Here is a 24,826-nt window from a genome sequence, read left to right as displayed (position 1 = left end):
GGAGCGCTTCTCGCTGCCGCAGATTCCGGAAGCTCCCGACACAACGCGGGTGATCGCGATGGATTACATCTTATTCCGGCGGCTTCGAGCGGCCGAGCAAGGCGGACGAATTCGCCGACCGGACAGACCCTTCCGCACCGCCTTCGATATGCAGTACCAGGACAAACGCATTCCGTTGGAACTCGGTCCAATTTCACGCTGATGAATGACAGCGCCTACTGGCATGCGCTGGAGCGCTTTGCCGGCGAGGTCTGCATTAAGCCCGATGTCGAGTGCATCAGCTATTGCGACTATGTTTCACGGCGACGTGACGGCGAAAAGCAGACGTCGGTGGGTGGCTGACGAGAAGCGCCCGCCGACCGCCACGCTCAGCTTACCGGCTGATCCTCAAGGCGCAAGCCGGCCCGCTCTCGCGCCAAATAGTCTTGGTCGATTTCCGTTAGCGGCGCCCCTTCAAGCGTCGCCTCGAAGGCGCGCAGGCGTTTGTAGATGGATATCAGCTCGACGATGGTCGGCCAGGAATTCACGAGATATTGGAACGAACTGGCGACTTGGGAAAACGCGGTGACAATCTGCTGGAAAACGCCAAATGTTATCTTGCCAAGAGCTAAGGTCGGAACAAGAAGAAAGGTAGCAAAAACGTTGTCGACTTGGAGATAGAGATAGCGGACCATGTCGAAGTAGACATAATGAGTGTATAACGTGAAATAGTTCTTCCGAACATTTCTGAAAAGCTCGGCCAGCGTTGGTGGCTGCGCGCGTGCCGTATCGTCCTCGCCGAGGACAAGTTCCTTGCGCAGAGCGGCTTCAACGCGCTGATTGCGAAATTCCAGGCCGGGAAGCTTGATGCCGACGATTGCCAGCAAGCCGGTGCCAAACAGCGACCACCCGACCGCCGCGATGACCAGTGGATAAGGGATTGCGCCGACGATTGGAAGCGTTGAGACATGGAGGGACAGGGAGGCCAGCAAAGGCAGGAATGCAATCAGGGTCATGATGGAGTCGATGAAGTTCACTCCGAGCCCCTGCATTGTGCCGGAGAAGCGCATCGTGTCGTCCTGAACGCGCTGCGACGCCCCTTCGAGATGGCGCAGCCGCGGCCAGTAGGCGGTAAAATAATTGTTCATCGCGGTGCGCCAGCGAAACACATAGTGCCTGACAAAAAAGACGTTCAGAACGGCAATGCTCATATAGACCAGAGCCAAGGACAGAAACTGCCATACGCCGTAGTAAAGCTCGGCAGCGGAAACGGAGCCCGGTGTGGTGAGTGCCCTCTGCACCATGTCGTAAAACATGCCGCGCCAGTCATTGAGCGCCACGCTGAGCTGGACGATGAAATTGGTGACGAAAATGATCAAACCAGAGCCAAGGATCGACCAGTTCTGCCAGCGATGCGGGGAATACAGCGCCCAGAAAAGGTAGAATACGCCTATACCGACGAAGAAATATCCGTAAAACCAGAGGAATGCCGGCGTCAGGAATCTGATTGGGCTGATGACGAGTTCTGCCTGCGGATCGACCGGCGGCATGCCGAGCATCGTGCCAAGGTGTTCGCCGCCGAAAAACCACAGGAGGACGAGCAGAAGGCTCCAGACGGCGGCCGAGATGAAAAAAGGCTTCGGCTGCGGGAAGAAGGATACGAACACGTTGAGGAAACTCCTCGGTTGAAGCGCAAATCAGCAGCGTTGCTGTCAGCGGGAGGTGACATACGGGTCAGTGATCACCACCACATGCTTGCCCTTCGCACCCGCAGACGGGCTGCCAGACTATGCGGCGGCTTTGTTGACGAAGTTCGCGCCAAAACTGTCGTCGCAGCGGCCCACCGCATCGAAGGCGAAAGTGTCCTCCTTCGCGTTGAAATCGCTGTAGTGGTAATGCCCGCCGTCCCTACGACTACTCCGTGGATCGAATTGTGAACTGGAACAGAAACGTGTCATTGCCGGCCCCCCGGTCAAATTGTCATTGGCGTCACCCACGAGAGCAGATCGTAGCCGGGACCGCCGAAGAGCTTGTCATGATCCTCGCCGACGAGACGCGTTGGAAGCGGCCGTTGTCGCCGCGAAGATAGTCGTCGCCCGTTCCGCCCCAGATTCAGTCATTTCCCTCGCAGCCGATGCCGTGATCATCGCCATCGCCACCTTCGATCTTGTCATTGCCGCGACGACGCTCAAGCCGGTCATTGCCCTCGTCACCCGCCATCCAATCCTCGTGATCGGCCGATGAGCCTCCCACCACGCCACCTGGCGCCCTCATATTCCTCATCAGATAATCGGGGAAATCGAATTGTTAGATAGAAAGATTTGCGGAATGGATGTGTGGCATCGGCTTCGTCCTTCTGCGTAGCAGTTGCCGGTCTCGGTGGCGGTGGGCGATGCTGGCTACCCAGCCGACGGCGCTCGTGCGCCAACAGGAGGCCCAAGGATGCGGTCCTGGCCGCCTCGCAGCAGGCAAGACGCGGTAGACGCCCGTGAACGATGCGCCGGCGCTGCGCCAGGCCATCATCGCATAGCCCTTCGATCAGGTGACGGGTGGGATCGAAGCAGGTCATCTACAACGCCTTGATGGCACCCGTCGGCGAAAGCGACGAGGTCATCCTCCCAGCACCTACTGGGTCTCGTATCCCGACATGGTCCGGATCGTCGGCTTGACGCCCAACGACTACCGGCGGCGCTTTCGAAGCCGCCCGTTGACGATCTTCTGAACGACTGCTTTTAGGCCGTGCAGGAAATCAGCAAATGTGCCCCGACTCCGAGTGAGGGATGGGTGGCACGCTCCGTCGCCAAAATGCAAGATCAGATCAGATTTCGATCAGGATCTTGCCGACTGCCTTGCCCCTCTCCTGTGCCTCATGCGCTTCGGCAAGCGGTCGAGCGGCAGCTTCATCGCGATCTGCGTCCAGTAGGCCCCAGCCGCCCCGCAGGCGGAGTCCTCTTCGACTGCTTGGCGGAACGCATCCTCAGGGATCGTGTAGAAGAATATGAAGCGGAAGGCATAGCCCCCGAACATCGTCGATAGGAACGGCATCGACAACCTGACCGTCGGATCCTCCCGCCCATTTGGCGAGGACGATGGCCGCCGTGCCGACGGCTCCCGCGCCGCCTTGGACGAGAACGCGCTTTCCGCGCAGATCACCATCTGCGAAGAGGCAGCGATGGGCGGTGATGGCCGCGATGCCCAGACATCAAACGACGCATTCTCGGGAAGAGGGGGCGCATGGGAGGAAGGAACCACCACGAACTCGTCCGCGGATCCGAACGCCTGGCCTGTCTGAGCCTTGAAAACGCAGACCCGTTCGCCGATCCGCTCCTCGGACATGCCCGGCCCAACCTTGTCGATGATCCCGGCCGCACCTGATGGGGAACCACACGGGGAAAGGGGATCGGCCTGCCGCCTAAGCCCGTTCTTGTCTTGACATCCGAGGGGTTCAGGCCGAAGACGGCCACCTTGACCCGGACCTCGCCGAACTGGGCTCGGAATCAGGAAGAGAACCTATCTGGAGGACGCCCTTCGCGGAACCCCGCCCGTAGTAGAAAGCAGCTCTCATTCTCGGTCTCCTGACAATTGCCAATGACCAAAGGGATATCGATGCCACAAGTGTTCTTGTAGGCAATATTTGCCTATAGGTGTATAAAGTACATTATTGGAGCTTCGCCTACAACTGTGCCGTGGAGGTGACGGTCGACGTGGCCGGCGGAAAGTGGAAACCGCTGATCATCTACGAACTCCTCAACGGCCCACGACGTGGTGAACTCCGGGGCATGGTGGGCGAGCCGAGCCACCGCTCCATCACGATGCAACTCCGACAACTCGAAATCGACGGCGTGGTCGAACGCCAGGTCTTTGCCGAAGTGCCGCCCCGCATGGAGTACTCTCTCACAGAGTTCGGGAAGACGCTCGCGCCGGTCCTGAACGCGATGAAGGAGTGGGGCGAGGCGTTTGCCGCCCCAAACGGCCTTGTTTGCGGGCCTGACGGCGAAGCACTTGAGGTCGCCCGACCGCGTGCATCCGCCGATCGGGATCACACATCGTCAAGGCGCTCGTAGAGGATGGAGGCCAAATGCCATTGTCGGTTCGGGTGCATCTCCCAAGGCCAGCTTCGTGCCTCCACCACCCTAAGAGCGCGGCGCCGCCTGAGGGTGGTCTGCCGGCGTTATATCGTCTTGGAGCCTGAGTTGATCGGCTCACCGTTCACGATTCATCAAAGAGGGCACCACTGCCAACGTTGGAACATCGAATGGTTCAACAAACGTTGGCTAGCCGATCGAGATCCTGAATCCTCGCCGTTGTAGGCATCGACGACCCGCTCCGTACCGCGGTCGTCCTGGACAACCGTGCGACCGAGGGTGCTGAAGAACCCGGCCAGTTGTCCGTGCCGGTGAAAAGCTCAAAAAGCTATGTTGGAGGGCGTCATTTTTTGTTGAAGGCATTGTTCCAGTGCCGGATTAGCGTAGCTAATGCTGCGCTTTCTCAGACACCGAACCGACGTCGCGCGATGTCGCGCTCCACAGATCGATGCCGGAGCGTGTGGTGCGATGCTGCATCGCACCAGCGGCAGACGTGTTTCTGAAAGTTACCCTAAGGCAGGTACATCAACGGCCAGCGCATTGGAAAGGGCAAGGCCGTGAACGGAATTCGGGGAGAAGGCGTCACTTACCATGGCCGAGACCTCAACGGCCTGAGCGATCTCTGCTTCTGGAGGCAGCCATTAGATCCTCGCGGGCGTGATTATAGGCGTGACTTAGGGACTGCCCGATTTCACCACCCCGCCGCAGCTGTCGATGGGAGGTTTGCGGGCCTACTGTATCACGGAATGAAGCTGCAATATCTGCTATGTGGCCGTCCAGATTCGCATTCCGTTCCTCTGCTGCATGCTGCGGCGGAGGCATGTGCGGCAAGACATCTTGCATGCCGGGAACTGCGTAAGCTTGGGCCTGTTGATTTGCGTCGAACTGGTGATACGCCGCCAATTGCGGCGGCTCGACAGGAGGCCGGGGCAGCGAGTCCAGTTGGTTGACGGCCACCAGAACTGATTCCACTGCGTCTTGGTGCGTGCGCGAGGAAGGATCCATTCCGTAGGATTCCTGAATCATCAGTGATGCGATTTCCTTTTGATGGTCTCCAGGAATACGGGACAATGCGTTGCGTACACTATCAGCGAACTCGGGTGAGATCACTTGTACTTCTGCATATTTTTCCCATGATACGGGTGCGTTTTGCTTCCGGCGCAAATCGTGGGCAGTCTGTTCATTTGTGTCCGGATGCACGAACGGAATCAACCCCTCAACACGGTTTTTCAGGAATTCGGCGTCACTTTTGTCCATCGACCAATGACCTTCCTTGACCGGCACTCCACTCCATGCGCTGTCTTTCAACCGAACAGCGGGACCGTTGGCCCAGGCATCCATAACCACGGTCGACCTCGGGTCGCGGCTTCCGCGCCGCAGTTCGTTCCAAATGTGACCCGTCTTGACTGGGATCTCATCACCTTCGTGGGTTATCTCTTTCATTGACACGGAAGCACTAGAGGTCACACTCCGCTCGTCGGCCGCCATGTGTGGGGCGTGGACGATAGCGGAAAGGGGAGCGGTCTGATTGCAGCACGCCGCTCCCATGACTACGGCCAATGCAACCTTAATGTTGGCGTCTGCTCCCACCATTGCAACCGCCGATCCGATGCTGTTGTGGCCGTGAGAGGGAATGTCGTCCACCTTAACGTTTCCCCGGCCATGCTTGAGCAGCACGCGAACGTCGTGAACTGTTTGCCCCGCTGTCGCGAGTCTTGTCGGGCTGGTGACCTCGTCACCGACGACACACGCTCCCATATGGTAGGCGGCCTGCTGGATCTGATGTGGCTCCAGAGGCGCATCTCCGCCCCGTCGCAACCTGTCGGCAGGTGTGCCCAGGGAGACCCTCAGCGCTGCCGTGGATTCTCGCGGGGACTCTTCCGTGTCATGTGTGGCATGTCGAGTCGATCCGGAGGATTTGGAGATGCAAATTCCCATAGCCGTTCACCTGTTGTGGAGTTTCTGATCGCCGAGGACGGGATACGCGAACGGGCGATTAACCGTCAGTGTCATCTGGATGAGCTTCCATCAAGGGTGCCGGCTCCGGGAGGGCGCCTGTCTGGCTTTCGAAGATGCGTTTAAGGATGCGGTCCGAAAAATATCGCACCTTCCTCAATTGCAATGGTGGCAGGCCTTTGATGAGAACAATCTCGTAGTCTTCATCGAGCAGCCGAACCTGTTCGGGACGCAACAGGGGTGCACCTTGATGCGAATTCTGAATGTTCCAATCGAACGTTCGCGCCTGGCTGTAGGAAATCGACTTGGCTTCAAACGTGTATTCACCGATGGCTTTAGAAATGTAGGTTGGCGTCTCGTCATCGGCAGTGGCCATAAACACTTGCAGGCCGGTATTGCTGAGAAAATTCTGCTTGCCAGCCTCTCCATAAGCCCCCGTAAGTGCCGAAAGGCTTTGGATGATGAGCATGAAACGGCCCTTGTAGCCCGCGATGGTCGTAATTGCGGTCTCGATCGCCTCCAACTTACCCAAGTGCTTGAACTCGTCGAGCAGAAAGAGAACCTCGTTCTTTTCATCTTGGCGGGGCAGCGACCGCTGTAGGATTGAAACGATTTGCTGAAAGAACAGGCGTACCAAAGGCGCGATCACCTCAAGGTCGTTCGGACCGACGCACAGATAGATGCACGTTCTGCGACGGCGAAGATCATAGACCGAAAAGTCCGAGCGACTTGTAGCTGCCTTTACGGCCGGATCCGCCCACAGATTGAGCCCGCCATCGCCGAGGACGGACGTGTAGGAGGTCAGGATTTTTGTATCGTTCCCCGCCATGTCGTCGAAGATGCGTTGTGCCTCTTTGTTCCGGGTCTCCATGGCGAGTTGCGCGAAGAGCTTGAACTTCTCCCCCGGCTGGGCGAAGAGGTCATAGACGGCGCCGATTGTTGGCGTGCCCCGCTCGATACAGGCAAGGATCCCCGCGACAAAGATATCTCGCGCGCCGCTGACGAAACCTTCCGCGCCCTCCCCCTTGGCCGTGATCAGGTTTGCGGCCAAGCGGCGGGCTTCGGTGAATTGCAGCTGTGGAGGCAGCGCTATAAGATCCAACAGCGGATTGTAGCAGTTGGTGCGCCGCTCCGAATCCAGAGGCGCGAATTTGAACACGTCGTCACCTGCGGCTTTGCGCGCCCTCGAGGTGAGCTCAAAGAGCTCGCCTTTGACGTCCAGAGCTATCACTGAGCCTTTAAATGTAAGTAGCGTTGGAATGACTATGCCGACGCCCTTGCCAGCGCGGGTCGGTGCAACGATGAGGCTGTGAGGCTGCTCGCCATTGGTCAGGTAGTAGCCAGGCCAGAAAGGGCCACTCGTCTTCCCAAATACCGGCCCTGTCACGCCACGATATCGTCGCAGATATCCGGTTCGTCGCATTTCATCCACTCGCGCCCAGCGCGCCGTCCCGTGATGTTCGAGTTTGCGCCGCAATACGATCTGCTGAATCAGCAAGACGACCGCCGACGTGGCGAGCACGATAGCTACGCCCCGATAGAAGACAGGAGTTGCGAAACCCAGATAGAACGGCGTCTCGAACCAAAAGGCACGGATGTCAAACGTCATCAAAGCCTCGCCGCTACCACCATGGCGGAACGTTGCGTACAGACTTGCCGCGCAGAAGCCCAACGCGAGTGAGCACGCAATGCTAATGGCTATGTTGGGGGGCGTCGTTTTTGTTGAAGGCATTGTTCCATTGCCGGATTAGCGTAGCTAATGCTGCGCTTTTCTCAGACACCGAACCGACGTCGCGCGACTTCGCGCTCCACAGATCGATGCCTCAGCGGGTGATGCGATGCTTGCATCGCACCACCCGGCAGACGTGTTTCTGAAAGTTACCGAAAGGCAGGTACATCCACGGCCAGCGCATTGGAAATGGCAAGGCCGAACGGAATTCGGGGAGAAGGCGTCACTACCATGCCCGAGACCTCAACGGCCGGAGCGATCTCTGCTTCTGGAGGCAGCCATCAGATCCTCGCGGGCGTGATTATAGGCGTGACTTAGGGACTGCCCGATTTCACCACCCCGCCGCAGCTGTTGACGGGAGGTTGGCGGGCCTACTGTCGCACGGACTTCAGCTTCAAGACCTGCTATGTGGCCGTCCAAATTCGCATTCCGTTCCTCCGCTGCATGTTGCGGCGGAGGCATGTTCTGCAACAGGCCATGCAGGTGGGGGAGTGAGTTAGCTTGCGCTTGTTGATTTGCGTCTAACTGGTGATACACGGCGACAATAGCATTTTGGGCGGTCGCCTTGACCATTTGGTGCTGATGAGGATCAGCAGCCAATTCAATCGCCTGGTCAAAAATGCGAGATTTATTTTCATCATTAAACTTACTAAAGTTTTGCGAAACAAACATGACCCCTAGAGCTTTCTCCATTGGGTCCATGTCGCCAATGCGATTAATAAGAGCAGTCTGCTTCTGGGGTCCCAAAAAATGGGCTACATTACTAGCAGATTGGACCTGGAACAATGCAAAATCAGCCGAGTTGAACCCCAATCCGGCCGTCAATCTGTCGGCCAGAACGTTGGCTGATCCTCCGAGCTGGTTGTTGCGCCTATCAAATCTGCTGAGGTCAGATTCTTGCCCGGGTGCCATGTCCTGAACGGCACGTCGCATTTGCCTCTCGGCGGATTTGAAGCTCCCAAGATCGCGTGCTGTGTCGCGCGGGTCAGCGGTTACTAGCCGTTCTGCAATATTGGTCAGTGGCCCGCCCGGAAGGCCATCGTGGTTGCGCCGTTCGGCCCTCCTCCCCTCGCGGGATGAACTTCCAGCTGCACGTTTGCTATCGCGATCCATTGCTCAGCCTCCAAGGCGTTTTTCCACCCCATGAGGTTACCACCGAAGCTTGATCTGCTAAACCAATATGGTGTTACACTTGTAGTCTCGAAGAGGCTTCTTCCAGCTCTCCGGGCAACGCCGAGAGCCCATCTATCCAAACAAGTATGAAGTTGGCCTCAAAGACGATGCGTGTTTCGCAGCCGCGACGGCCCGAGTGGCACGAGGTGCCGCTCTTTCGCCTCCTGCTTCCGATCATTGCAAGAGGCATGATATCGCGCGCAGCAGCTTTTCCTTTGAGCGCAGGCTTGCATGCTCGAGGTCTCGATGACGGGATCCTTACTCCGGCTGATCAGCGCGGCCGAGCTGTCGTGCTGTCTGAAAAGGAAATCAGTCGCGACCTGATCGGCAATTTGCGCAGCACCGCGCCAATGCCACCGCTGTAGCGTGCCACGACCAAGGCATCCTGCTGCAGGCGGTGGCAATCTGCCGTCGCAGCCGGCGCCAGGCGGAGCAAAGGTGCGGCGGGAAAGATCGCGCGGGCGGATAGCACGGCAATGCCACCCCGTGCTCGACCGCCGCCTGTAGATGTGAGTGCGGCGGTCGTCGCATCAGCCGCTTGCGAGTCAACCGCCGGCTGGGCGATTCGCGACGTCTCCAATCCCTTTATTCCCGGGTTCTCTCAACGGGAGTCGCCTGGCGCCGCCATCTTGGAACGGGACGGTAAATTCAGCACCAGTTCCGCAGCAACATGACCGGCTGCAATTGCCGCGCAGCTTTGCGCCCCTACCGCATTGATCCAGGCGCCGACTAACATCCTTTGCTGCAACATCCCCTCGCCTTCCACGCTCTTGACGATGCAGGACTCACGGAAAACTTCAATTCACCAAAACGGTCAGTTTATCGCGCTCCTGTCCGGGGCCAACTGTGCATGAGTCTGGGACGCGGTTCCAACTTTTTTCGGCCACGACCTACGGGAACATGGAGCTAATCTGCAGCCAGAGCCCAGGCACAGTGACCGAGATCTACCAGGATCAAATCGACAAGATCGTTGGATCATCAGCCACGGTTGAGGATACCAACCATGAGGGGAGCATCGGGAGCGGCCACCGGTATGCAGGCGTGCTTAGCGACTAAGCGTCAGTTGCTACTTGAAGGAGCCTCTCACACTGAGGGTCGTAGAGCCGGCCTAGGTTGCCTCTCGCCTGAGCCGAGGCGCGCCTCAAACCTGTGCAGGTGTTTGCAGCCCTGTGCGATTTAGGAGACCGCGCGTCAATGAAGTGAATCAGCTTGCTTCTGCTGAGCGTATTCACGGCTCGGACCTGAGTCCCTCAAGATGAGAGTGGTTCGGTCCGGCACTGACCCTAGGGCGGGGGGCTTGTTGAGCCGGTGCCGAACCGAACCGTCTGGGCAACGCCGGCTATGTCGTCGGAACGTGTGGCATCCCCGCGGCCAAATCGTGGCGGCAATGTGTCCCAGATTCACCGTTTCCAACACGCGCATTGCAAACGTGACTGGACGTTTCGGAAACCGCGGGGCGCTGCTGGGTTTTGTCGGGAGCTCTGCAGGTGGGCGGCTGTTGTTTCCGCGGGGCGCCGGGCGTCTCACCAACTCACGCCAGCCGGCGTTGCGCGACCACATCCAGCTCGACCATCTCCTTCGGAAGGGCTCACAACGAGGATGGGTGTATCAGGACATTGGCATCCGAAGCAGAAGTCATGCGCTTCAATCTTGAGGGCTGATGCAAAAGGCTCGCCGATGCCGGAATGACGGAACGGCCCGAGTCGGGACTATGCAGGTGAGGCGAGCCGGCCGAGTGTGGGATCGGGCTATAGACCGTTGGGGAAGACGGCATGAACGGGCAGGGCTACGTTTCAAATCGAAGAAGGATTCACCGCTCATTTTCTGCTTTCGAGATCGCCGCATGTACCCAAGCGGGCACTTTCGCCTTGAGAGCGACTACGCGAGTCCATTCCTCGGGGGTCAGTCTGTTCTTGAGCAATTTCGCGTAGTGGACACCGCTAGCCCGGCCCAGGTGCGCGATTGCCCGGATGGCTTCGCCCGACCTGTTCTTTGGCAGGCTCGTGATCCAAGCGGGCGCGTGCTTGAGGCGTATTGTGTGGCGGCCAAGTTTCAGGGTCTTCGACTTTCCGGTTGTGAGAAAGACTTTTTGAACCGGAACTTGTGTCGTCAGGCCCAGCTGGTTCGCCGCCGTAGCACCGGAATTGACGACCTTCTCACCTGACAACGAAGCGTACGACTTCACGACCGCTTCCGCTTCCGGCAGCACATATCCATACGGCGTTTTCCTGGAGGGCGTGTACATTCCCCTGTAGACGCGCGCTAGTTCGCCCTTTTTCGCAAGTCTGCTCAGAGCTTGATCGGCTGCCGCACGGTTTCCAGAGCCAACGAATTCCTTCGAAGTGAGCAAAGCACCTTCCTTGGCTCTTTTCGTACGCATTTGAACCGCTCGCGTGACCTCTTCCATGGCATACCTCTGTCAGAGAGAAGATTCGAGTTTCTGACCGAATTGGCCCTTATCGTATTGATAGCAAAGAAACAGTTCAAGACGGGCTATAGCCAAATCTGGACGCTATATGCCACCCAAATTAGCAGGTCTTTGAGCCTTCCTGCGTGGATGAATGAGGCATCCAAGGGAAGGCGACTGCGGAAGTTGGTCGAGTCATTGCCGCCTTCGCCCGCAACTTCAGGCCCGGCGAGGTTGCCGATGATCGGCAGCTCCATGTCGGGGCCGCGGCTCAAAGGGTTTTTGGGAATCAAATCGCGATCATCTTACGGCCGCACCAAAGTCGAAATCGGCCAATTCAGAATCCGAACTTCAGCGTCGGATCCACAGTTCCCCGTGTTTCTCCTGAAGGTCTCGGCGAAGTCGTCTTCCAAAGCCACATTGGCCAACGCGCGACGAGCTCGGCATCAGATATCAATCCGGTTCGAGCTCTGGCCTTTAAATGAGCTCAGCACTCACCCGTCCCGCAATCCTGCGGTCCTTCTCAGCGCGCAGGCCGGATTCTTCGGCCCTCTGCAGGACGGCGTTAATCCTGGCCAAGCGACGCATCTGCAATTTCTCAGCCAATTTGAGAACGGTTCTCGTCGCTTGCCCACGGATAGCCTTGGCCGCGACGCATGCGTACAGCTGTCTTCGTCATCGGGGTTCCTCTCAGGTCCCGTTTATCGATTTTAGACGACATAGCAGGCAAGTGAATTTTTCACCCCGAAATAAAAGCGGTCATTGGCAGCCCTGGAGGTTGCGTTGCTGAAGGTCCCCAAAAGGAGGAATGTCCAGGGCTGCAAGCGACCCGATGGCGGAGTCTACTCCGGAACACCAGGTCGTAGACGCTCCGGGGCCAAGCTCGCAGCTGTGAGTTTTCACCTCGTCCGAGCGGCCTGGCAGCGCCATGTTGGCACGATTCGGGAGTTGCCAGCATAGCGCCAATTCGAAGACCGGGGAGGCCTTGACCCTCGCCAGCACCCGACATACTTTCTATGAGCAATTTGCGTAGGAACGCGTGTGCAGCCCGATGATATCGAACTCATTGTGGACGCTGAAATTTCGGAGGACCCATGCCTCCTCTTTGATGTCGTCACGCCCGATGGCGTGCTTCAGCTATTGGGGGATGTTGAGATGGGCAGCAACCATCTTGTTGTCCGTGACCTCCATATTGGGGGCGACGCCGAGGTCCAATGGGGTTGGTCCAAATTGCGCAAGCTCGGTCGAGTGATCGCGGAGAAGCTTAATGTCGACTACATCGAAGTTCGTGGAGCGGTTCGGACAACGGGTGCGAACCCGGGACGTCGTCCAGGTGTCGTCAGGCTTTCCCGTCCGGCTGAGCCTCGGCTTTTTACACGGCGCGAATACTCCTGAGGCTGCTAGGGTTCTCGTCAGGAGACAGCTGCCGCTGAGGACGGCCCATGCGGTCCTCACGGAGATGGTCGATCAGGGCAAGGCGTTCGTGACTGTTCCTTGCGTCGACGACCTGCGGGCACTGAAGGACGAACTCTCGTCCGCAGGAGTGATCGCGAAGGTTCATGCGCCGCGGCCGATAAGCGTTCGCGAAGTTCGGGATAGCACCAAACTGTCCCAGGAGGCGTTCTCCGTGAGGTATGGCCTCGATCTGGCAACGCTTCGAAACTGGGAGCAAGGTCGCTCGGAACCGGATGCAGCGGCGAATACTCTGCTTTGGACCATCGCCCGGAATCCGGAGGCAGTCGAAAAATCGCTCGACATGGAGGACGAAGTGGTGGCGCCGTCTCCCTAGTAATCTAAGTCTGGGGATAGGGCCGTCGGAACGGCCACTCCATCGCGCGGCTACTCGGCATGCCAATGAACTCTAACCCGGCGCTTTGCTCCATCGGCGGCATATCCCAATCAGATCCGCAAACTGCAGCACTACCTGTCAAGACGCACGGAGCACTCTCTGGAGGCGGGCCTGCGCCTTCGCGCGACGGCCAAGCATCTCCAGTCCCTTAGCCAGAACCGGAATATCTCGTCCCCGCTACGGCCCGGACCTGGCTGCCACCGCCTCCTAGATAAACCGGCTCACCGCCACCCTTGAAGAGATGTCGGCAAAGGTCACTGCATTGATCGCGCGGCCGCGATTGCAGCAGGCAGATCCGGCTGCCTCCTAGGAGGTTCACGGCCGGGATTCAGCCGCCTCCTCGTCTGCTGCGACAGCTAATCCGATGACATGATGCACCGCGAACACATCGACGAGGTACGCAGCCTCGTCCCGGGAAATGGGCAACATGTCTGCCGTGATTTCATTATCGATATAGGACTCGGCGTCCCAAAGGGTCCGAGTCAGCTTCCCGTTGGCCGGCTCAATCCGCTCAATGACCCTTTCGAACGCGGCGTTGGCGGCATCGATACGGTCTTATGTAGCAAACGCACCAAAGGTCGCAAACCTTGGAGCGGCGCGGTGATCACGTCGGCGGCGCGGGCCGCTAACTCTCAAATAGCGAGGACTCCACAAGACCTTTTTAATAGGCTTAGGTGGCGTCTATGGGGAAATTCATCAAACGTCTGTTCCACATCACCGACAAGGGTGTCGACCGCGTCGGTTATTGGTCACCAATTCTTGGATGGCTTGCCGGCCTTTTCGGTGGCGGGGCTATCATGAGTTGGATCGGTTCGCAGTGGCAGACGCTTGCCGTCCACGGATGGGCGGTCGTGGTTCTATTTGGGATTGCTACGACCTCTTTGCTGATCATCGTCTTGTCTGTTGCGCTGGCATCTTGGCGCTATTTTCGTCCGCTTGTTATTAGTCCGGTCAAGCATGATCGACCGGCGCGCGCCTATAACGAAGATGGGTCTTATCCTAACTATTTCTTTGACCACGCTGCCCATGAGAGCCTTACTAACTTTGCCGTCGAGACGGTAATCCCTGCGGGATATGCACAAGAACTGTTGCAGCGGACGATTATTGACAAGCTTACAGACAATCCCGTTCTACAAGAGTATGCTACGCGCGGCCTATTATTCTACTATTCCTATGAGCGAACCCAGTTTCGCGACGGATTTTCAGAGCTATCCGCTCGCCTGGCTGGCAGCCCTATGGAGCACGTCCCGTTTCTGGAACTGATTGATTGCGTCGATCAGATCGAAAAAGGCTATAAGGAGTTTTGTCGCCAGACAGTCCAGTTAGCGCGATCATCCGAGATAAATTTTCTGGAAGATCAGTCGGTTCGTGAAGCGTGGGAGGAGTGGCGCGAGGCGCACAACACGCTTGTTCGCGAATACGATCAGGTTAAGCGAGAATCGAAATACGGCAAACTCTATAGGCCGCAAAAGCCCAGCCGGTGGGGCGGCATAATCAGTCCGTTGCCGAAAGATGAACCGTTGCCGTTCCTATTGCCGCCAGACATTGCAGAAGAAAGGCAGCGGTAAACCCGCCACGGCTGATCTTGTTATTCAGATTGCGCTCTGTTTCGTGAATGCCCATGGCAGCCAGCCTTTCGCCAAGCTGGGCATAGGTGGCACCCTTCCGCTTCAGCTCTGACTTCAAAAGGTTCTTGGCCTTCGTCTCATATTCGACGGTCTGCGGGTCGTCCTTGCGTGCCATATCCTCGCCTCAAAAAATATCATCACATTCGATGATATAAGCCCTTGTATTTGGTGGTAAAAGCCCGCATATACGGTGAACAATATCACCGGATATGATGACTATGGCCCAGCATTTCCTCCTTTCCGCCGAAAGCCGCACCCCTTCCCTGAAGGAAATTTACAAGGGTGGCGAGGAAAAGGCTTACGACACGTTCAAGCGCATTCGCTGGGCTTCGACGCAAGGCGAGCCTGTTTGCCCGAAATGCGGCTGCCTGGATCAATCACTATGACATTCCGACCCGTCGCAAGTTCAAGTGCGCCGCTTGCGGTGCGCAGTTCTCGGTACGTCCGGCTCAATCTTCGCTTCGCGCAAGCTGTCGTTTGTCGATCTGCTCGCCGCGATCTGCCTGTTCGTCAATGGTGCGAAGGGCATGTCGGCGGTCCAGTTCTCCCGCGATCTGGACGTGCAGTACAAGACTGCCTTCGTGCTGGCTCACAAGCTGCGCGACGCCCTGTCGGCTGAAACCAAGAACGAAATCCTTGAAGGCGAAGTCGAAATCGATGGTGCATTTTTTGGTGGCGTTGTGCGCCCTGAGAACCGCATAGAGGACCGCAAGGACCGCCGCATGAAGGAACACCAGTCAGACCGCCGCCGCGTTGTCATCGCCCTGCGCGAGCGCGCTGGCCGCACCCTGACGTTCGTCCGCAATCGCGAAGCGGAAGGCGTCGAGATCGCCCGCGCTCGCATGCTGGCCGGTTCCAAGCTGTTCGCAGACGAAGCCAACCATTGGGACGCGCTGGAGGCCGATTATGCTTCGACCCGCATCAACCACTCGGAAAGCTACAGCGACGGCCACGGCAAGCATACCAACATGGTGGAAAGCTATTTCAGCCGCCTTCGCCGGATGGTCGCTGGCCAGCACCATCACGTTTCGCACCGCTACCTCTACCAGTACGCCAATCACGCCGCATGGCTCGAAGATCACCGTCGCCGGTCAAATGGCGGCAATGCATTCGCCCTGCTTGGCGGTGCGCTCAATCATTCGGTGAGCCGCGTCTGGGCAGGCTATTGGCAGAGAGCCGCCGCCTAATTCTCACTGCGGTTGGAACAACCGACCCGAGATCGTAGTTACCGCCCGTAACTCTGTCGTGATCGACGCGGGCTTGCTGAGGCCACAATCGATGCATATTTTAGGTCAGCACGCCTGACGTTTAATTAACCGGAAACGTTGTGGCTCTAGGACTTTTACGCGAAACGAGTTGACATGTTGTCAACCTTTTGTTGTCTGTGCGGAACACACACGAACCACAAACAGGGGTGATGGATATGACGAAGGACAAAAAGAGCCATTCGTTCTGCACCGGCGAGACGGATCAGGGCGAGTTCCTGACAATCTCGACCGACTCGCCCTTTTTCTGTTTTCTTTCGGATTCAGAGGATGCGGGCATAGCGAGGGCCAAGAGGGCACTCGATTTTTACCACAGCGTAGAAGCGTCTGAGGTGAAGAGAAAACACATCAGCCCGTCGAGGCGGTTGACAACTTTTATCCCGAGCAGGCGTGAAGAACTGCTCGTTGCATGAGCGGATTTTTCGTCTCCATAAATCATCTCTCGGACGCCCAATTGGAATTCTACGGTTGGTATTTCGTCCGAGAGAATAGTGAATTCAAGATTTATGGTCGCCCCTACGACGGGGAGGAACAGATCGTCTCCAAAGACAGCCCGTTTTTGTTAGTCGATGACTACAACGACGCCATCTATATGAAGGCGGGAACTATTATCGAGGTCCCGGCGGACCACAAAGCAATAGACTAGACTGCCGCCGCCAGCCCTTTGCCGTCTTGATGTTGTTCATGAGCGGCTTCACCAGCGCGGCATCCCAACCCTTCGCCTGCACAATGCGCGTGGCCGTCTCTCGGTTTGACGCGCTGCCATCCGCCTCATGCTTCAAGATCAGCCGGTAAAGCTCGCCCTTGCGGAAGCGGCTTGGCGTGCGCCGTAGAGGCACGATAAGCGACGGATCGCCCTTGTAGCCAAGGATGAGCAGCACCGCGTCTATGTGCTGTAGCTGGTCAGCCAGGTTCGCACCCTGAACCGGATCGCGCCCGATATCTGGGATCGCTTCGCTACCAGCGTATTGATGGCGTGTTCGTATCGGGTGGAGCGGACGATAGGGGCAACTCTGGGCATGCCTGGATTTTATGGGAACCCACACTTTAGGTCGTGCGGGAAGTTGGTGCGTTTGCTACATAAGACCGCATCGATACAGATCTACGCGATCCTTGGAACAATAATCGGCATACGCTCACGGGAGTTGATCGCCGCTGACGACAAGGACGAAGTAAACGAGTTCTACGGATTCTGTGCCGGCATCGCCTGCGACAACTCCATCACGCCAGCAGAGGTCGAAAAAACTGCTGTCCAGGTTGGACTCGAGTGTGGTCCTGCGCAGAGACAGCCGCGTGGCATCTCTCGGAGAAACTGCCAGAAGGTCTTTTGCTGACGGTCGCATAACCGCCGAGGAGGCAGAAGACATATGCGGGTGGATTGCCCGTCTTGTCGGCGACAGCGCGACAGACACGGGGCTGCCTACCTTCGGCAATGTGGGTGTCATTGACGGTGCCTTGGAGGATGCAAGCCAGTTCGTGATTCCGAGCCGGATGTTCGTCCTCACGGGAAAATTCGCCATCGGCCCGCGAAAGGCAATCGCTGCCATGATTTGCGAACGCGGCGGTGATTGGAAGGACACCGTCTGCGGCCAGACCGACTACCTCGTCGTCGCGGCCGAAGCGTCTCGGGACTGGAAGCACAGCCACGAAAGCACGAAGATCATCAGGGCAATGGAGCTTCGCGAAAAGGGAGGTCGGCCGGATCTGGTTCTTGAACCGATGCTGGCCAAAGCGTTGGGTTTCTGACCGCCTTCATACGCTTCAGAGCCTGGTCGGAAGCGCGGAGCCTGAACACCTGAGCCTTAGTGAATCGTGATACGGGGCTCTGGGCGCTCGCCACACTTTTAAGCAAAACTGGCTCGACGTGGCGCTCGCTATTCCTCCGTCAATGCCGAGATGACCGTTCGGATCGTGGCCGCTCTCTCGTGTGCGACTTGCCCATCGATCGGATACTGACGGAGACAGACGGCCCTTTCACTCACGTCGACGGTCGGCCCAGCGAGCTCCGCTGACGTGAAAACCACGGTCGCCGCGATCGCCGACGTCCGCAGGTCCCGATCGAGCCGTCACGACGGCGGTAAGATAGAACCTTGGCTCTTTATTGAGATGGGGGCCTCAAGGCTAGATTTGTAATCTTCGTGCTACATAATGGGTGAATCTGTAGCACCAAGGTGACAGAATGCCCACTCCACACAATCCTCCTGCTGCGGTGCGGCGCGCGCTGCGCAAGCTTGGGGCGGACATCCATGATGCCCGTCGACTCCCACGGCTGCCTATGGCGGTCGTCGCCGAGCGCGCCTTCACGTCTCGCTCGACGCTGCAAAGGGTCGAGTCCGGAGAAACCAACGTCAGCGTCGGCATTTCTGCCGGCGTTCTGCAAGCGCTCGGTCTCCTTGACGGCCTGAGCCAGGTAGCCGACATCAGCAACGACAGCGTCGGTCAGGCGCTCGCCAGCGCCGACCTGCCCAAGCATGTCCACCTCAAGCGGCCAACCGGCTCGTGCAGCAATGGCTGACTTCGAGACCCATATCGATTTGGACGGCCGCACACGCCGATCGGACCGGCGAGGATCAACGAGACCATTCTCTTCGAGTATGACGGTGCATGGCTTGAGATCCGGACCGCTTCTCGCCGGAGGCCGGCTCTTGCCTGCGCCGTGATTGCAGCGCTCAGCCCACACGTCGGGCGCATGTCAGCGGGGATAGTCCTCCGCTCGGAACAGGAGCCGGATCGAAGCCCCTCAACGAAGGTCACGCGGTTGTTAAAACAACGAACGCATTGAAGTTACTGCCAAATGTTTTCTGGCAACGAGAACATTCCGACCCTGAGGTCGTCAAAAAGTCACGCTTTTGATTTTAGGGAAAATCGCCGAAAAAATATTTGGAGGTTTCGTCAACTATTGCGACCGGTTGGACGATTTTGCACCTCGCGGCCGCCTGGCGGCCTGCTCGACGCTCGTCAAAAAATACCGTCGCCCAATATATCGTGCATCCTAGACCGATGCCCCAACCGTAAGGGGGTACCGGCCGGACTGCCAGCGCCTTGATCAAACCCTGCGTTCTGGTTATATTACTGGAAATATGTCGGAGCAACTATGGGCAGCTCGCAAAGACGCGCCATTCAAAGCTATCGATCTCGCCTTAGCGAGCGCGGCTTGGCGCGCTTCGAAGTGCTTGGCCGCGATGCCGATCGCGACCTTATTCGATCTTTGGCTCGCCGCCTGGCCGAAGATGGGCCGGATGCCTCTAGCCTGCGCGCTGCTGTCAGCCAGACCATCGCGGGCGAGCCACCCAAGCCTGGCGGGATCCTCGCCGCATTGCGTCGTTCGCCGCTGGTGGGAGCCGACCTCGATCTTTCCCGCTCCCATGAAGAGGGACGGAAGATCGACCTGTGACACGCTACCTCCTCGATACCAACATCATCAGCAATGTCGTCAAATCGCAGCCGTCGGAATCGCTCCTGGCATGGATGTCGAGTCAGCGTGACGAGGATTTGTTTATCGCTTCGCTGACCGTTGCGGAAATTCTTCGCGGGGTTCTGGAGAAGCCGCGCGGGAAAAAACGCGACGCACTCGACAAATGGTTCTCTGGGCCTGAGGGGCCGCAGGCGCTGTTTGCGGGCCGCATCCTCTCGTTCGACGACAAGGCCGGGCTGATCTGGGCGTGGCTGATGGCAGGAGGAAAAGCGGCTGGCAAGCCGCGCAGCGGGCTCGACATGATCATCGCCGCTGTCGCCGGAGCGAACGAGTGCGTGCTGGTAACGGATAACGAAAAACACTTTGCCGGGCTCGAGGTCGTCAATCCGATACGCGGAGCGGTCTGATGCGGCGGCGCGTCCAGGAATGCTCGGGACGGTATGGCTGAAACTCAGATAGAGTGGACTCCGTTGGAACTCATGCTCGGTCGTTACGGCAGGCTGCACCCATTGTTATGCAATGGAGATGGCCAAACGCGCCATCGCCAGCGTCCTGCGCCAGGACCTCCCGAAACGTCGCCAGCATCGTCTCCGCGCTCGGATCGGCAAAACCTAGCAGGTCAAGGTCGCGTGTGCCGCGGTGCGGATCATTCGAACAGCTCATCATCAGCATCGCACCCTTCAGCACGAAGCAGTCAGCGTGGGGTGACTGGCTAAGCCGGAAAAGCAGCCACTCGAGGGCGAAGCGGGTCAGAACCAGATCGAGGTCTGGCCACTTACCTTGGCGAGTTGCAGCAGACGTGCGCGCACTGAGGCGCCGATGTTCTTGATCTCTTTAGCCATTGGCAGTCAGCGCCTCGGCCGGATGACCGTGGCGACACCGCCACGCTCAGCCTGCCTGCCAATTTCGCCGGGCGTGGCCTTGCGCTGGCGAAGCGCTTCCTGGAGGCCCTCGATCGCCACCGACAGGCCGATCTTGTTGCGATATCGGAAAAGTCCGCGATTGTTTTGACAACCCCAAAGACCTTTGCGGTCACGCCCTCGACAACATGAGTTTCGACGCTGTCGTTGAGCAGATTTCGGTAAAACGCACGATGCGAATGGGTGTGCCTCGGGTTTGGGAGCCCAGTCTTTCTGGCCGATGGCCACCATACCTGTCTCGGAAGCTGATCTGTCAGCTGGTGGAATGCCAGGGCTGACACAAGGCAACGCCTTTAGGTACGCGCTTGGCAGCCTCGGCTAGGCTATGATTAGCGTCGAGCGGCGCATCGGAGAGTTGGTGGATGCCGCGTGCGAGCCGGAGCACCTCCCCATCCCGTTCCATGCGACTCATCGTGGCCGCTGTTACGCCGGCGTTGCGCAGCTCCGCGAGACGCGCGATTCCGCGCACTGTCAGAACTGCGTGGGCGATTTGGCGCTGGGCAGCGGGCTCTGGCTGATACGACATCTCGGAACTAAGGGGTTACAGTTTGAGGATTTGTATCACCTTTGAGAATCAATGGAAGCCAATCGTCAGCCGCGCCGCAGCCATGCTTTGAGCTCGCCGTGGACGGCGACCCCTTCGAGCAGGATATCGGTTTCCTTGGGATGTGGTTCATCGGGACAGAGATCGGAGTCATGGACAAGATGGATTTCATCCCCGTCGATGCTGAGCGTCCCATCGCGCGGCGACCGGCGCATGAAGCGCCTCGGCCGTACGCCGCATCTTCGCAAGCCGGCTTACCGCGCAGCCGCCGTTGTGCTGGGGCGCATCCGGTATGCACGTGCCGCAACAGATCCTTCAAAGAAAATCGCGGACTTTTAGCACTCTAAACCGCTCAGAATATGTACGTTGAGCCTATCATTTGGGCCGCGGGTCGAGACCGTGGCATATCGGAAAACGATCTGCGATGCGGTCGGCGTATTGGCCTTCGGACGACAAGATTGCCACTGAAAGAGTGGGAGGACGCCAAATGGAGGAAGTTTGCCAGCCGATGATGACACTGGTCAGGCGCCTAAAGGCGGCGGCTCATCTTGATCGACTTCGAATCCTGGGACTTTGCGCGCATGCGGACCTGACCGTCTGCGAGCTAGCAGAAGTTCTGAGTCTGTCTCACGAGCACGTGGTCGCACACGTCCGCCAGCTTGCCAGAGCCGGCTTTCTTCTCGGCAACGAACAGCGCCCCTGGCCTTCGTACCACCTCGAAGCAGGAGGCTCGGACGGCGGCTTGGTTCAATTGTTGGTTGATCTCCTGCCCCATGGCGATGGCCATCACAGACAAGACCTACAGCGCCTGGAGGCGATACAGGGCGCGCGGTCCAAGGTGGCCGCCTGCTTGTCCTGAAACTTAGTCTCAATGGAGCGCGAAGCTGACATGAACAATTCGATTGGCGGCGCCATCGCGGAGCTTGGCACTTGCGAGTGGCCTCACCTGGCTGTCGCAGATTCTCGCGTTCACGAGCTGCTTTTAAGACAGGAGCGCCAGGAGCGGACGACCCTCAAACTTATCGCCTCGGAGAACTTCGCGTCCTCCGCGGTGCTGGAAGCGACCGGGTCTATTTTCACCAACAAGTATGCCGAGGGATATCCCGGCGCGCGCTACTACGCCGGAAACGAGATTGTCGATGAGCTTGAAAACCTCGCCATAGAGCGATTGAAGGCGCTGTTCGGCTGTGAACACGCCAACGTGCAGCCTTATTCCGGCTCGCCGGCCAATCAGGCTGTCTGTCGAGCGCTGTTGTGTCCGGGAGACAAGATGATGGGCTTGACCCTCCCCGGCGGAGGGCATCTGACGCACGGTTGGGCCGTGAACTTCTCCGGCACTGACTATCAGCGAGTTCCGTACGGGCTGCACGAAAAGACGCAGCAGATTGACCATGACCGCTTGCGCGAGACGGCCAAACGGGAACGACCGAAGCTCATTTGGGTCGGCGGAACTGCTTATCCGCGCATCTTTGACTATGAGGCAATGGCCGACATTGCTTCGGAGGTGAACGCCTATCTGGTGGCCGACATCGCCCACATCAGCGGTCTCGTTGTCGCAGGAGTGCATCCAAACCCTGTTGGCCGTTGCGACGTTGTCACCAGCACCTCTCACAAATCGCTCCGCGGCCCTCGCGGTGGCTTCATCTTGTCAAGGAATGAAGACCGCTATCAGGCGCTCTACCATTCCAAGAGCAAACACAATCTGGCCAAACGCATAGACCGTGCCGTGTTCCCTCTCCTCCAGGGCGGACCGCACATGAATACGATTGCCGCGCTTGCTGTCGCTCTGCACGAAGCAGGCAATGCATCCTTCCGTGTGTACGGTCAGCAGATCGTCAACAACGCCAAGGCTCTGGCCCAGGCGCTTCTGGAGCGAGGTTATGAACTCGTCACTGGGGGCACTGACAATCACATGCTGATCCTTGATCTTAGGGACCGGCCGCTGTCTGGGAAAGACTATGCCGAGCGATTGTCGCAAGCAGGGATCATTACGAACTTCAACATGGTGCCGGGCGACCGGCGCCATCCCGCGCTCACCAGCGGCATACGCTTAGGCACGCCAGCAGTAACGTCTGTGGGCATGCGCGAGGCGGAGATGGTGCAGATCGCAGCCTTCATCGACCTGGTTTGCCGCCAGCCCGATGATTCGGACGTCCCTGCCCGCGTGCGCAGAGACGTTGCCGATTTCTGCGCTGCGTTCGACGTGCCTGGCATCTCCGACAGGTAAGGCGGCCGTATCAACTGTCACATCCAATTCCAACGTTTGAAGCGAGGACATTCCATGACCAGACAATTCGTGTTCTCTTCCGAATCCGTCGGCGCGGGACATCCCGACAAGATGGCCGACAATATCTCAGATGGCGTGCTTGATGCGATCCTTCGCAAGGATCCTAAGGCCCGAGTTGCTTGTGAAGCGTTGGTGAAGTCAGGGATGGTCGTTCTGGCTGGCGAGATCACCAGCCACACGCAGATCGATTACAGCCAAGTTGCCCGCGATATCATTTTGGACATTGGATATGACGACGATGCGATCGGCTTTGACGGCCGTCGTTGCGCCGTGATTTTGGCCTTGACCGAGCAGTCGCCCGACATCAGCCAGGGCGTCGACGAGGGACGAGGGCAGGATCTCGATCAGGGAGCAGGGGATCAGGGCCTCATGTTCGGGTACGCGTGCAACGAGACCGAAACATTGATGCCCTTGCCAATCCAACTTGCTCACGATTTGACAAAAAAACAGGCAGAGGTGCGCCAAACCGGACGCCTTGGCTGGCTTCGCCCGGACGTTAAATCTCAAGTCTCCGTCCGCTATGAGGGTTTGCGCCCGGTAGCGCTTGATACCATAGTCCTGTCGACGCAGCATGACGAGGAGGTCTCACAAGCCACGGTCCGCGAAGGCGTCATTGAGGAGATCATAAGGCCGGTCTTGCCTCACGACGACCTGGATACGACGAGGATAAGGTTCCTGGTCAATCCAACAGGCCGGTTCGTGGTCGGTGGGCCGCGCGGCGACTGCGGGCTCACCGGACGCAAGATCATCGTCGATACCTACGGCGGGATGGGGCGTCACGGCGGTGGCGCCTTTTCGGGCAAGGACCCGTCGAAGGTTGATCGATCGGCCGCCTATGCGGCGCGGCACGTCGCAAAAAACGTCGTTGCCAGCGGCCTTGCGGAGGTCTGCGAGGTTCAGCTTGCTTACGCGATCGGTGTCGCCGCGCCGGTCTCTGTCCTCGTCAATACATTCGGAACCGCAAAGATTGATGAAAAGAGGATCGAGCGCGCCGTCCTTGAGCTTTTCGATCTCCGGCCGAAAGGCATCATCAAGGCGCTTGATCTCTTACGGCCGATTTACCGCAAGACCGCGACATACGGACACTTCGGCCGCGAAGAGCCGGAGTTCAGCTGGGAAAAGACGGACAGAGCTGACGAGCTGTTGCGAGAGGCAGGACCGGCAGCCGCGTGAGGCGCCGGTATTGGACGCGTCGGCATAGGGCGACCCATTCCACACTCATGGGAAACACACGGTCGGGCGTGGCAGAAAGCCGGCAGGTTCCAAGGCGGAGATTTTGATGCCGGATTATGACGTGCTTTGCATCGGCAATGCCATTGTCGACATCATCGCCCAGTGCGACGAGGAATTCCTCGAGACCAACGGCATCATCAAGGGCGCGATGAACCTCATCGACACACAACGCGCCGAACTGCTCTACAGCCGCATGGGCCCGGCGATCGAGGCNTCCGGCGGCAGCGCCGGCAACACGGCGGCCGGCGTCGCCAGCTTNGGCGGCCGCGCCGCCTTCTTCGGCAAGGTCTCCAACGATGCGCTGGGCGAAATCTACGCGCACGACATCCATGCGCAGGGCGTCGCCTTCGACACCA

At 58.3% G+C, this 24,826-nt stretch carries 21 protein-coding genes and 5 pseudogenes; 15 read left to right on the top strand and 11 right to left on the bottom strand.

The features are described from left to right. Window positions 1-4 precede the first annotated feature (4 nt). Window positions 5-342, top strand: a pseudogene (locus M729_RS1000000137585) (polysaccharide deacetylase); the annotation flags it as partial. 26 nt (window positions 343-368) lie between these two features. Here the strand turns inward: M729_RS1000000137585 and sbmA are convergent. After that, window positions 369-1,646 (bottom strand): peptide antibiotic transporter SbmA, encoded by a 1,278-nt coding sequence (gene sbmA / locus M729_RS0123805; RefSeq protein WP_027163083.1) that lies wholly within the window; start codon window positions 1,644-1,646, stop codon window positions 369-371. A 391-nt stretch (window positions 1,647-2,037) separates the two neighbouring features. Here sbmA and M729_RS1000000139350 point away from each other — a divergent pair, with 391 nt between their 5' ends. Beyond that, window positions 2,038-2,223: a hypothetical protein gene (locus tag M729_RS1000000139350; RefSeq protein WP_027163082.1), complete on the top strand. Its 186-nt coding sequence runs from the start codon at window positions 2,038-2,040 to the stop codon at window positions 2,221-2,223. Window positions 2,224-2,808: 585 nt separating this feature from the next. Here the strand turns inward: M729_RS1000000139350 and M729_RS01000000135650 are convergent. After that, window positions 2,809-3,315, bottom strand: coding sequence for a hypothetical protein (locus M729_RS01000000135650; RefSeq protein ID WP_050596322.1), 507 nt, complete (start codon window positions 3,313-3,315; stop codon window positions 2,809-2,811). A 308-nt stretch (window positions 3,316-3,623) separates the two neighbouring features. On the opposite strand from M729_RS01000000135650, the gene M729_RS01000000135645 reads away from it, so the two are divergent. Beyond that, window positions 3,624-4,043 (top strand): helix-turn-helix domain-containing protein, encoded by a 420-nt coding sequence (locus M729_RS01000000135645; RefSeq protein ID WP_084652704.1) that lies wholly within the window; start codon window positions 3,624-3,626, stop codon window positions 4,041-4,043. A 624-nt stretch (window positions 4,044-4,667) separates the two neighbouring features. Here M729_RS01000000135645 and M729_RS1000000138930 read toward each other — a convergent pair. From M729_RS1000000138930 to M729_RS0123755, 4 genes are all read right to left on the bottom strand, one after another. Beyond that, complete coding sequence (locus tag M729_RS1000000138930; protein WP_174564962.1) at window positions 4,668-5,708, bottom strand: type III secretion protein; 1,041 nt, start codon at window positions 5,706-5,708, stop codon at window positions 4,668-4,670. A gap of 352 nt (window positions 5,709-6,060) precedes the next feature. Next, window positions 6,061-7,752: a type IV secretion system ATPase VirD4 gene (virD4, locus tag M729_RS0123775; protein WP_027163080.1), complete on the bottom strand. Its 1,692-nt coding sequence runs from the start codon at window positions 7,750-7,752 to the stop codon at window positions 6,061-6,063. 240 nt (window positions 7,753-7,992) lie between these two features. Next, window positions 7,993-8,862 (bottom strand): hypothetical protein, encoded by an 870-nt coding sequence (locus M729_RS0123770; protein WP_027163079.1) that lies wholly within the window; start codon window positions 8,860-8,862, stop codon window positions 7,993-7,995. Between the two features lie 1,870 nt (window positions 8,863-10,732). Then, entirely contained in the window at window positions 10,733-11,329 is a 597-nt protein-coding gene (locus tag M729_RS0123755; protein ID WP_027163076.1) for a DUF6088 family protein, read from the bottom strand. Between the two features lie 1,267 nt (window positions 11,330-12,596). On the opposite strand from M729_RS0123755, the gene M729_RS1000000136610 reads away from it, so the two are divergent. Both M729_RS1000000136610 and M729_RS1000000138525 read left to right on the top strand, forming a co-directional pair. Further along, window positions 12,597-13,118, top strand: a complete 522-nt coding sequence (locus M729_RS1000000136610) for a helix-turn-helix domain-containing protein (RefSeq protein ID WP_050596320.1) — start codon at window positions 12,597-12,599, stop codon at window positions 13,116-13,118. Between the two features lie 743 nt (window positions 13,119-13,861). Further along, a complete protein-coding gene (locus M729_RS1000000138525) occupies window positions 13,862-14,746 on the top strand; it encodes a hypothetical protein (RefSeq protein WP_156949328.1) in 885 nt (294 codons plus the stop codon). On the opposite strand, the gene M729_RS1000000139080 is transcribed toward M729_RS1000000138525, so the two are convergent. Next, window positions 14,673-14,921: a DUF6471 domain-containing protein gene (locus M729_RS1000000139080; protein WP_084652703.1), complete on the bottom strand. Its 249-nt coding sequence runs from the start codon at window positions 14,919-14,921 to the stop codon at window positions 14,673-14,675. The genes M729_RS1000000138525 and M729_RS1000000139080 overlap by 74 nt on opposite strands. Window positions 14,922-15,024: 103 nt before the next feature. Between M729_RS1000000139080 and M729_RS01000000135630 the strand changes: the two are divergent. The 7 genes and pseudogenes from M729_RS01000000135630 (at window position 15,025) to M729_RS0123690 (ending at window position 19,893) form a co-directional block, all read left to right on the top strand. Continuing rightward, window positions 15,025-15,993: pseudogene (locus M729_RS01000000135630) on the top strand (IS1595 family transposase). 236 nt (window positions 15,994-16,229) lie between these two features. Next, on the top strand, window positions 16,230-16,484 hold the full coding sequence (locus tag M729_RS0123720) for a hypothetical protein (protein ID WP_156949327.1): 255 nt from the start codon (window positions 16,230-16,232) through the stop codon (window positions 16,482-16,484). After that, window positions 16,481-16,717, top strand: a complete 237-nt coding sequence (locus tag M729_RS0123715; protein WP_027163073.1) for a hypothetical protein — start codon at window positions 16,481-16,483, stop codon at window positions 16,715-16,717. The genes M729_RS0123720 and M729_RS0123715 overlap by 4 nt, the downstream gene beginning before the upstream one ends. A 647-nt stretch (window positions 16,718-17,364) precedes the next feature. Continuing rightward, window positions 17,365-17,817 (top strand): hypothetical protein, encoded by a 453-nt coding sequence (locus tag M729_RS1000000138520; RefSeq protein ID WP_156949326.1) that lies wholly within the window; start codon window positions 17,365-17,367, stop codon window positions 17,815-17,817. Between the two features lie 433 nt (window positions 17,818-18,250). After that, window positions 18,251-18,586, top strand: a complete 336-nt coding sequence (locus M729_RS0123700) for a helix-turn-helix transcriptional regulator (RefSeq protein WP_027163070.1) — start codon at window positions 18,251-18,253, stop codon at window positions 18,584-18,586. Between the two features lie 579 nt (window positions 18,587-19,165). Next, complete coding sequence (locus M729_RS1000000137565; RefSeq protein ID WP_082827325.1) at window positions 19,166-19,465, top strand: hypothetical protein; 300 nt, start codon at window positions 19,166-19,168, stop codon at window positions 19,463-19,465. Next, on the top strand, window positions 19,462-19,893 hold the full coding sequence (locus M729_RS0123690) for a PIN domain-containing protein (RefSeq protein WP_027163068.1): 432 nt from the start codon (window positions 19,462-19,464) through the stop codon (window positions 19,891-19,893). Before M729_RS1000000137565 ends, M729_RS0123690 begins: the two co-directional genes overlap by 4 nt. Window positions 19,894-20,023: 130 nt before the next feature. Here M729_RS0123690 and M729_RS01000000135625 read toward each other — a convergent pair. The 4 genes and pseudogenes from M729_RS01000000135625 to M729_RS1000000138510 form a co-directional block, all read right to left on the bottom strand. Further along, a pseudogene (locus M729_RS01000000135625) lies at window positions 20,024-20,328 on the bottom strand (nucleotidyl transferase AbiEii/AbiGii toxin family protein); the annotation flags it as partial. After that, a pseudogene (locus tag M729_RS1000000139870) lies at window positions 20,321-20,932 on the bottom strand (type IV toxin-antitoxin system AbiEi family antitoxin domain-containing protein). The pseudogenes M729_RS01000000135625 and M729_RS1000000139870, both read right to left, overlap by 8 nt. 65 nt (window positions 20,933-20,997) lie before the next feature. Beyond that, the gene (locus M729_RS1000000138515; RefSeq protein WP_156949325.1) at window positions 20,998-21,165 is read right to left on the bottom strand and encodes a hypothetical protein; all 168 of its coding nucleotides are present in this window, start codon (window positions 21,163-21,165) and stop codon (window positions 20,998-21,000) included. 389 nt (window positions 21,166-21,554) lie between these two features. Continuing rightward, on the bottom strand, window positions 21,555-21,737 hold the full coding sequence (locus tag M729_RS1000000138510) for a hypothetical protein (RefSeq protein ID WP_156949324.1): 183 nt from the start codon (window positions 21,735-21,737) through the stop codon (window positions 21,555-21,557). A 102-nt stretch (window positions 21,738-21,839) separates the two neighbouring features. On the opposite strand from M729_RS1000000138510, the gene glyA reads away from it, so the two are divergent. The 3 genes and pseudogenes from glyA to M729_RS01000000135615 form a co-directional block, all read left to right on the top strand. After that, on the top strand, window positions 21,840-23,177 hold the full coding sequence (glyA, locus tag M729_RS0123650) for a serine hydroxymethyltransferase (protein WP_027163064.1): 1,338 nt from the start codon (window positions 21,840-21,842) through the stop codon (window positions 23,175-23,177). Window positions 23,178-23,231: 54 nt separating this feature from the next. Next, the gene (gene metK, locus M729_RS0123645; RefSeq protein WP_027163063.1) at window positions 23,232-24,410 is read left to right on the top strand and encodes a methionine adenosyltransferase; all 1,179 of its coding nucleotides are present in this window, start codon (window positions 23,232-23,234) and stop codon (window positions 24,408-24,410) included. 106 nt (window positions 24,411-24,516) lie between these two features. Continuing rightward, a pseudogene (locus M729_RS01000000135615) lies at window positions 24,517-24,826 on the top strand (adenosine kinase); the annotation flags it as partial.

The sequence above is a fragment of the Mesorhizobium sp. WSM1293 genome (genome assembly GCF_000513875.1).
Lineage (GTDB): Bacteria > Pseudomonadota > Alphaproteobacteria > Rhizobiales > Rhizobiaceae > Mesorhizobium > Mesorhizobium ciceri.
The sequence above is the reverse complement of the archived record's forward strand: the minus strand, read 5'-3'. Positions and strand labels throughout refer to the sequence as shown.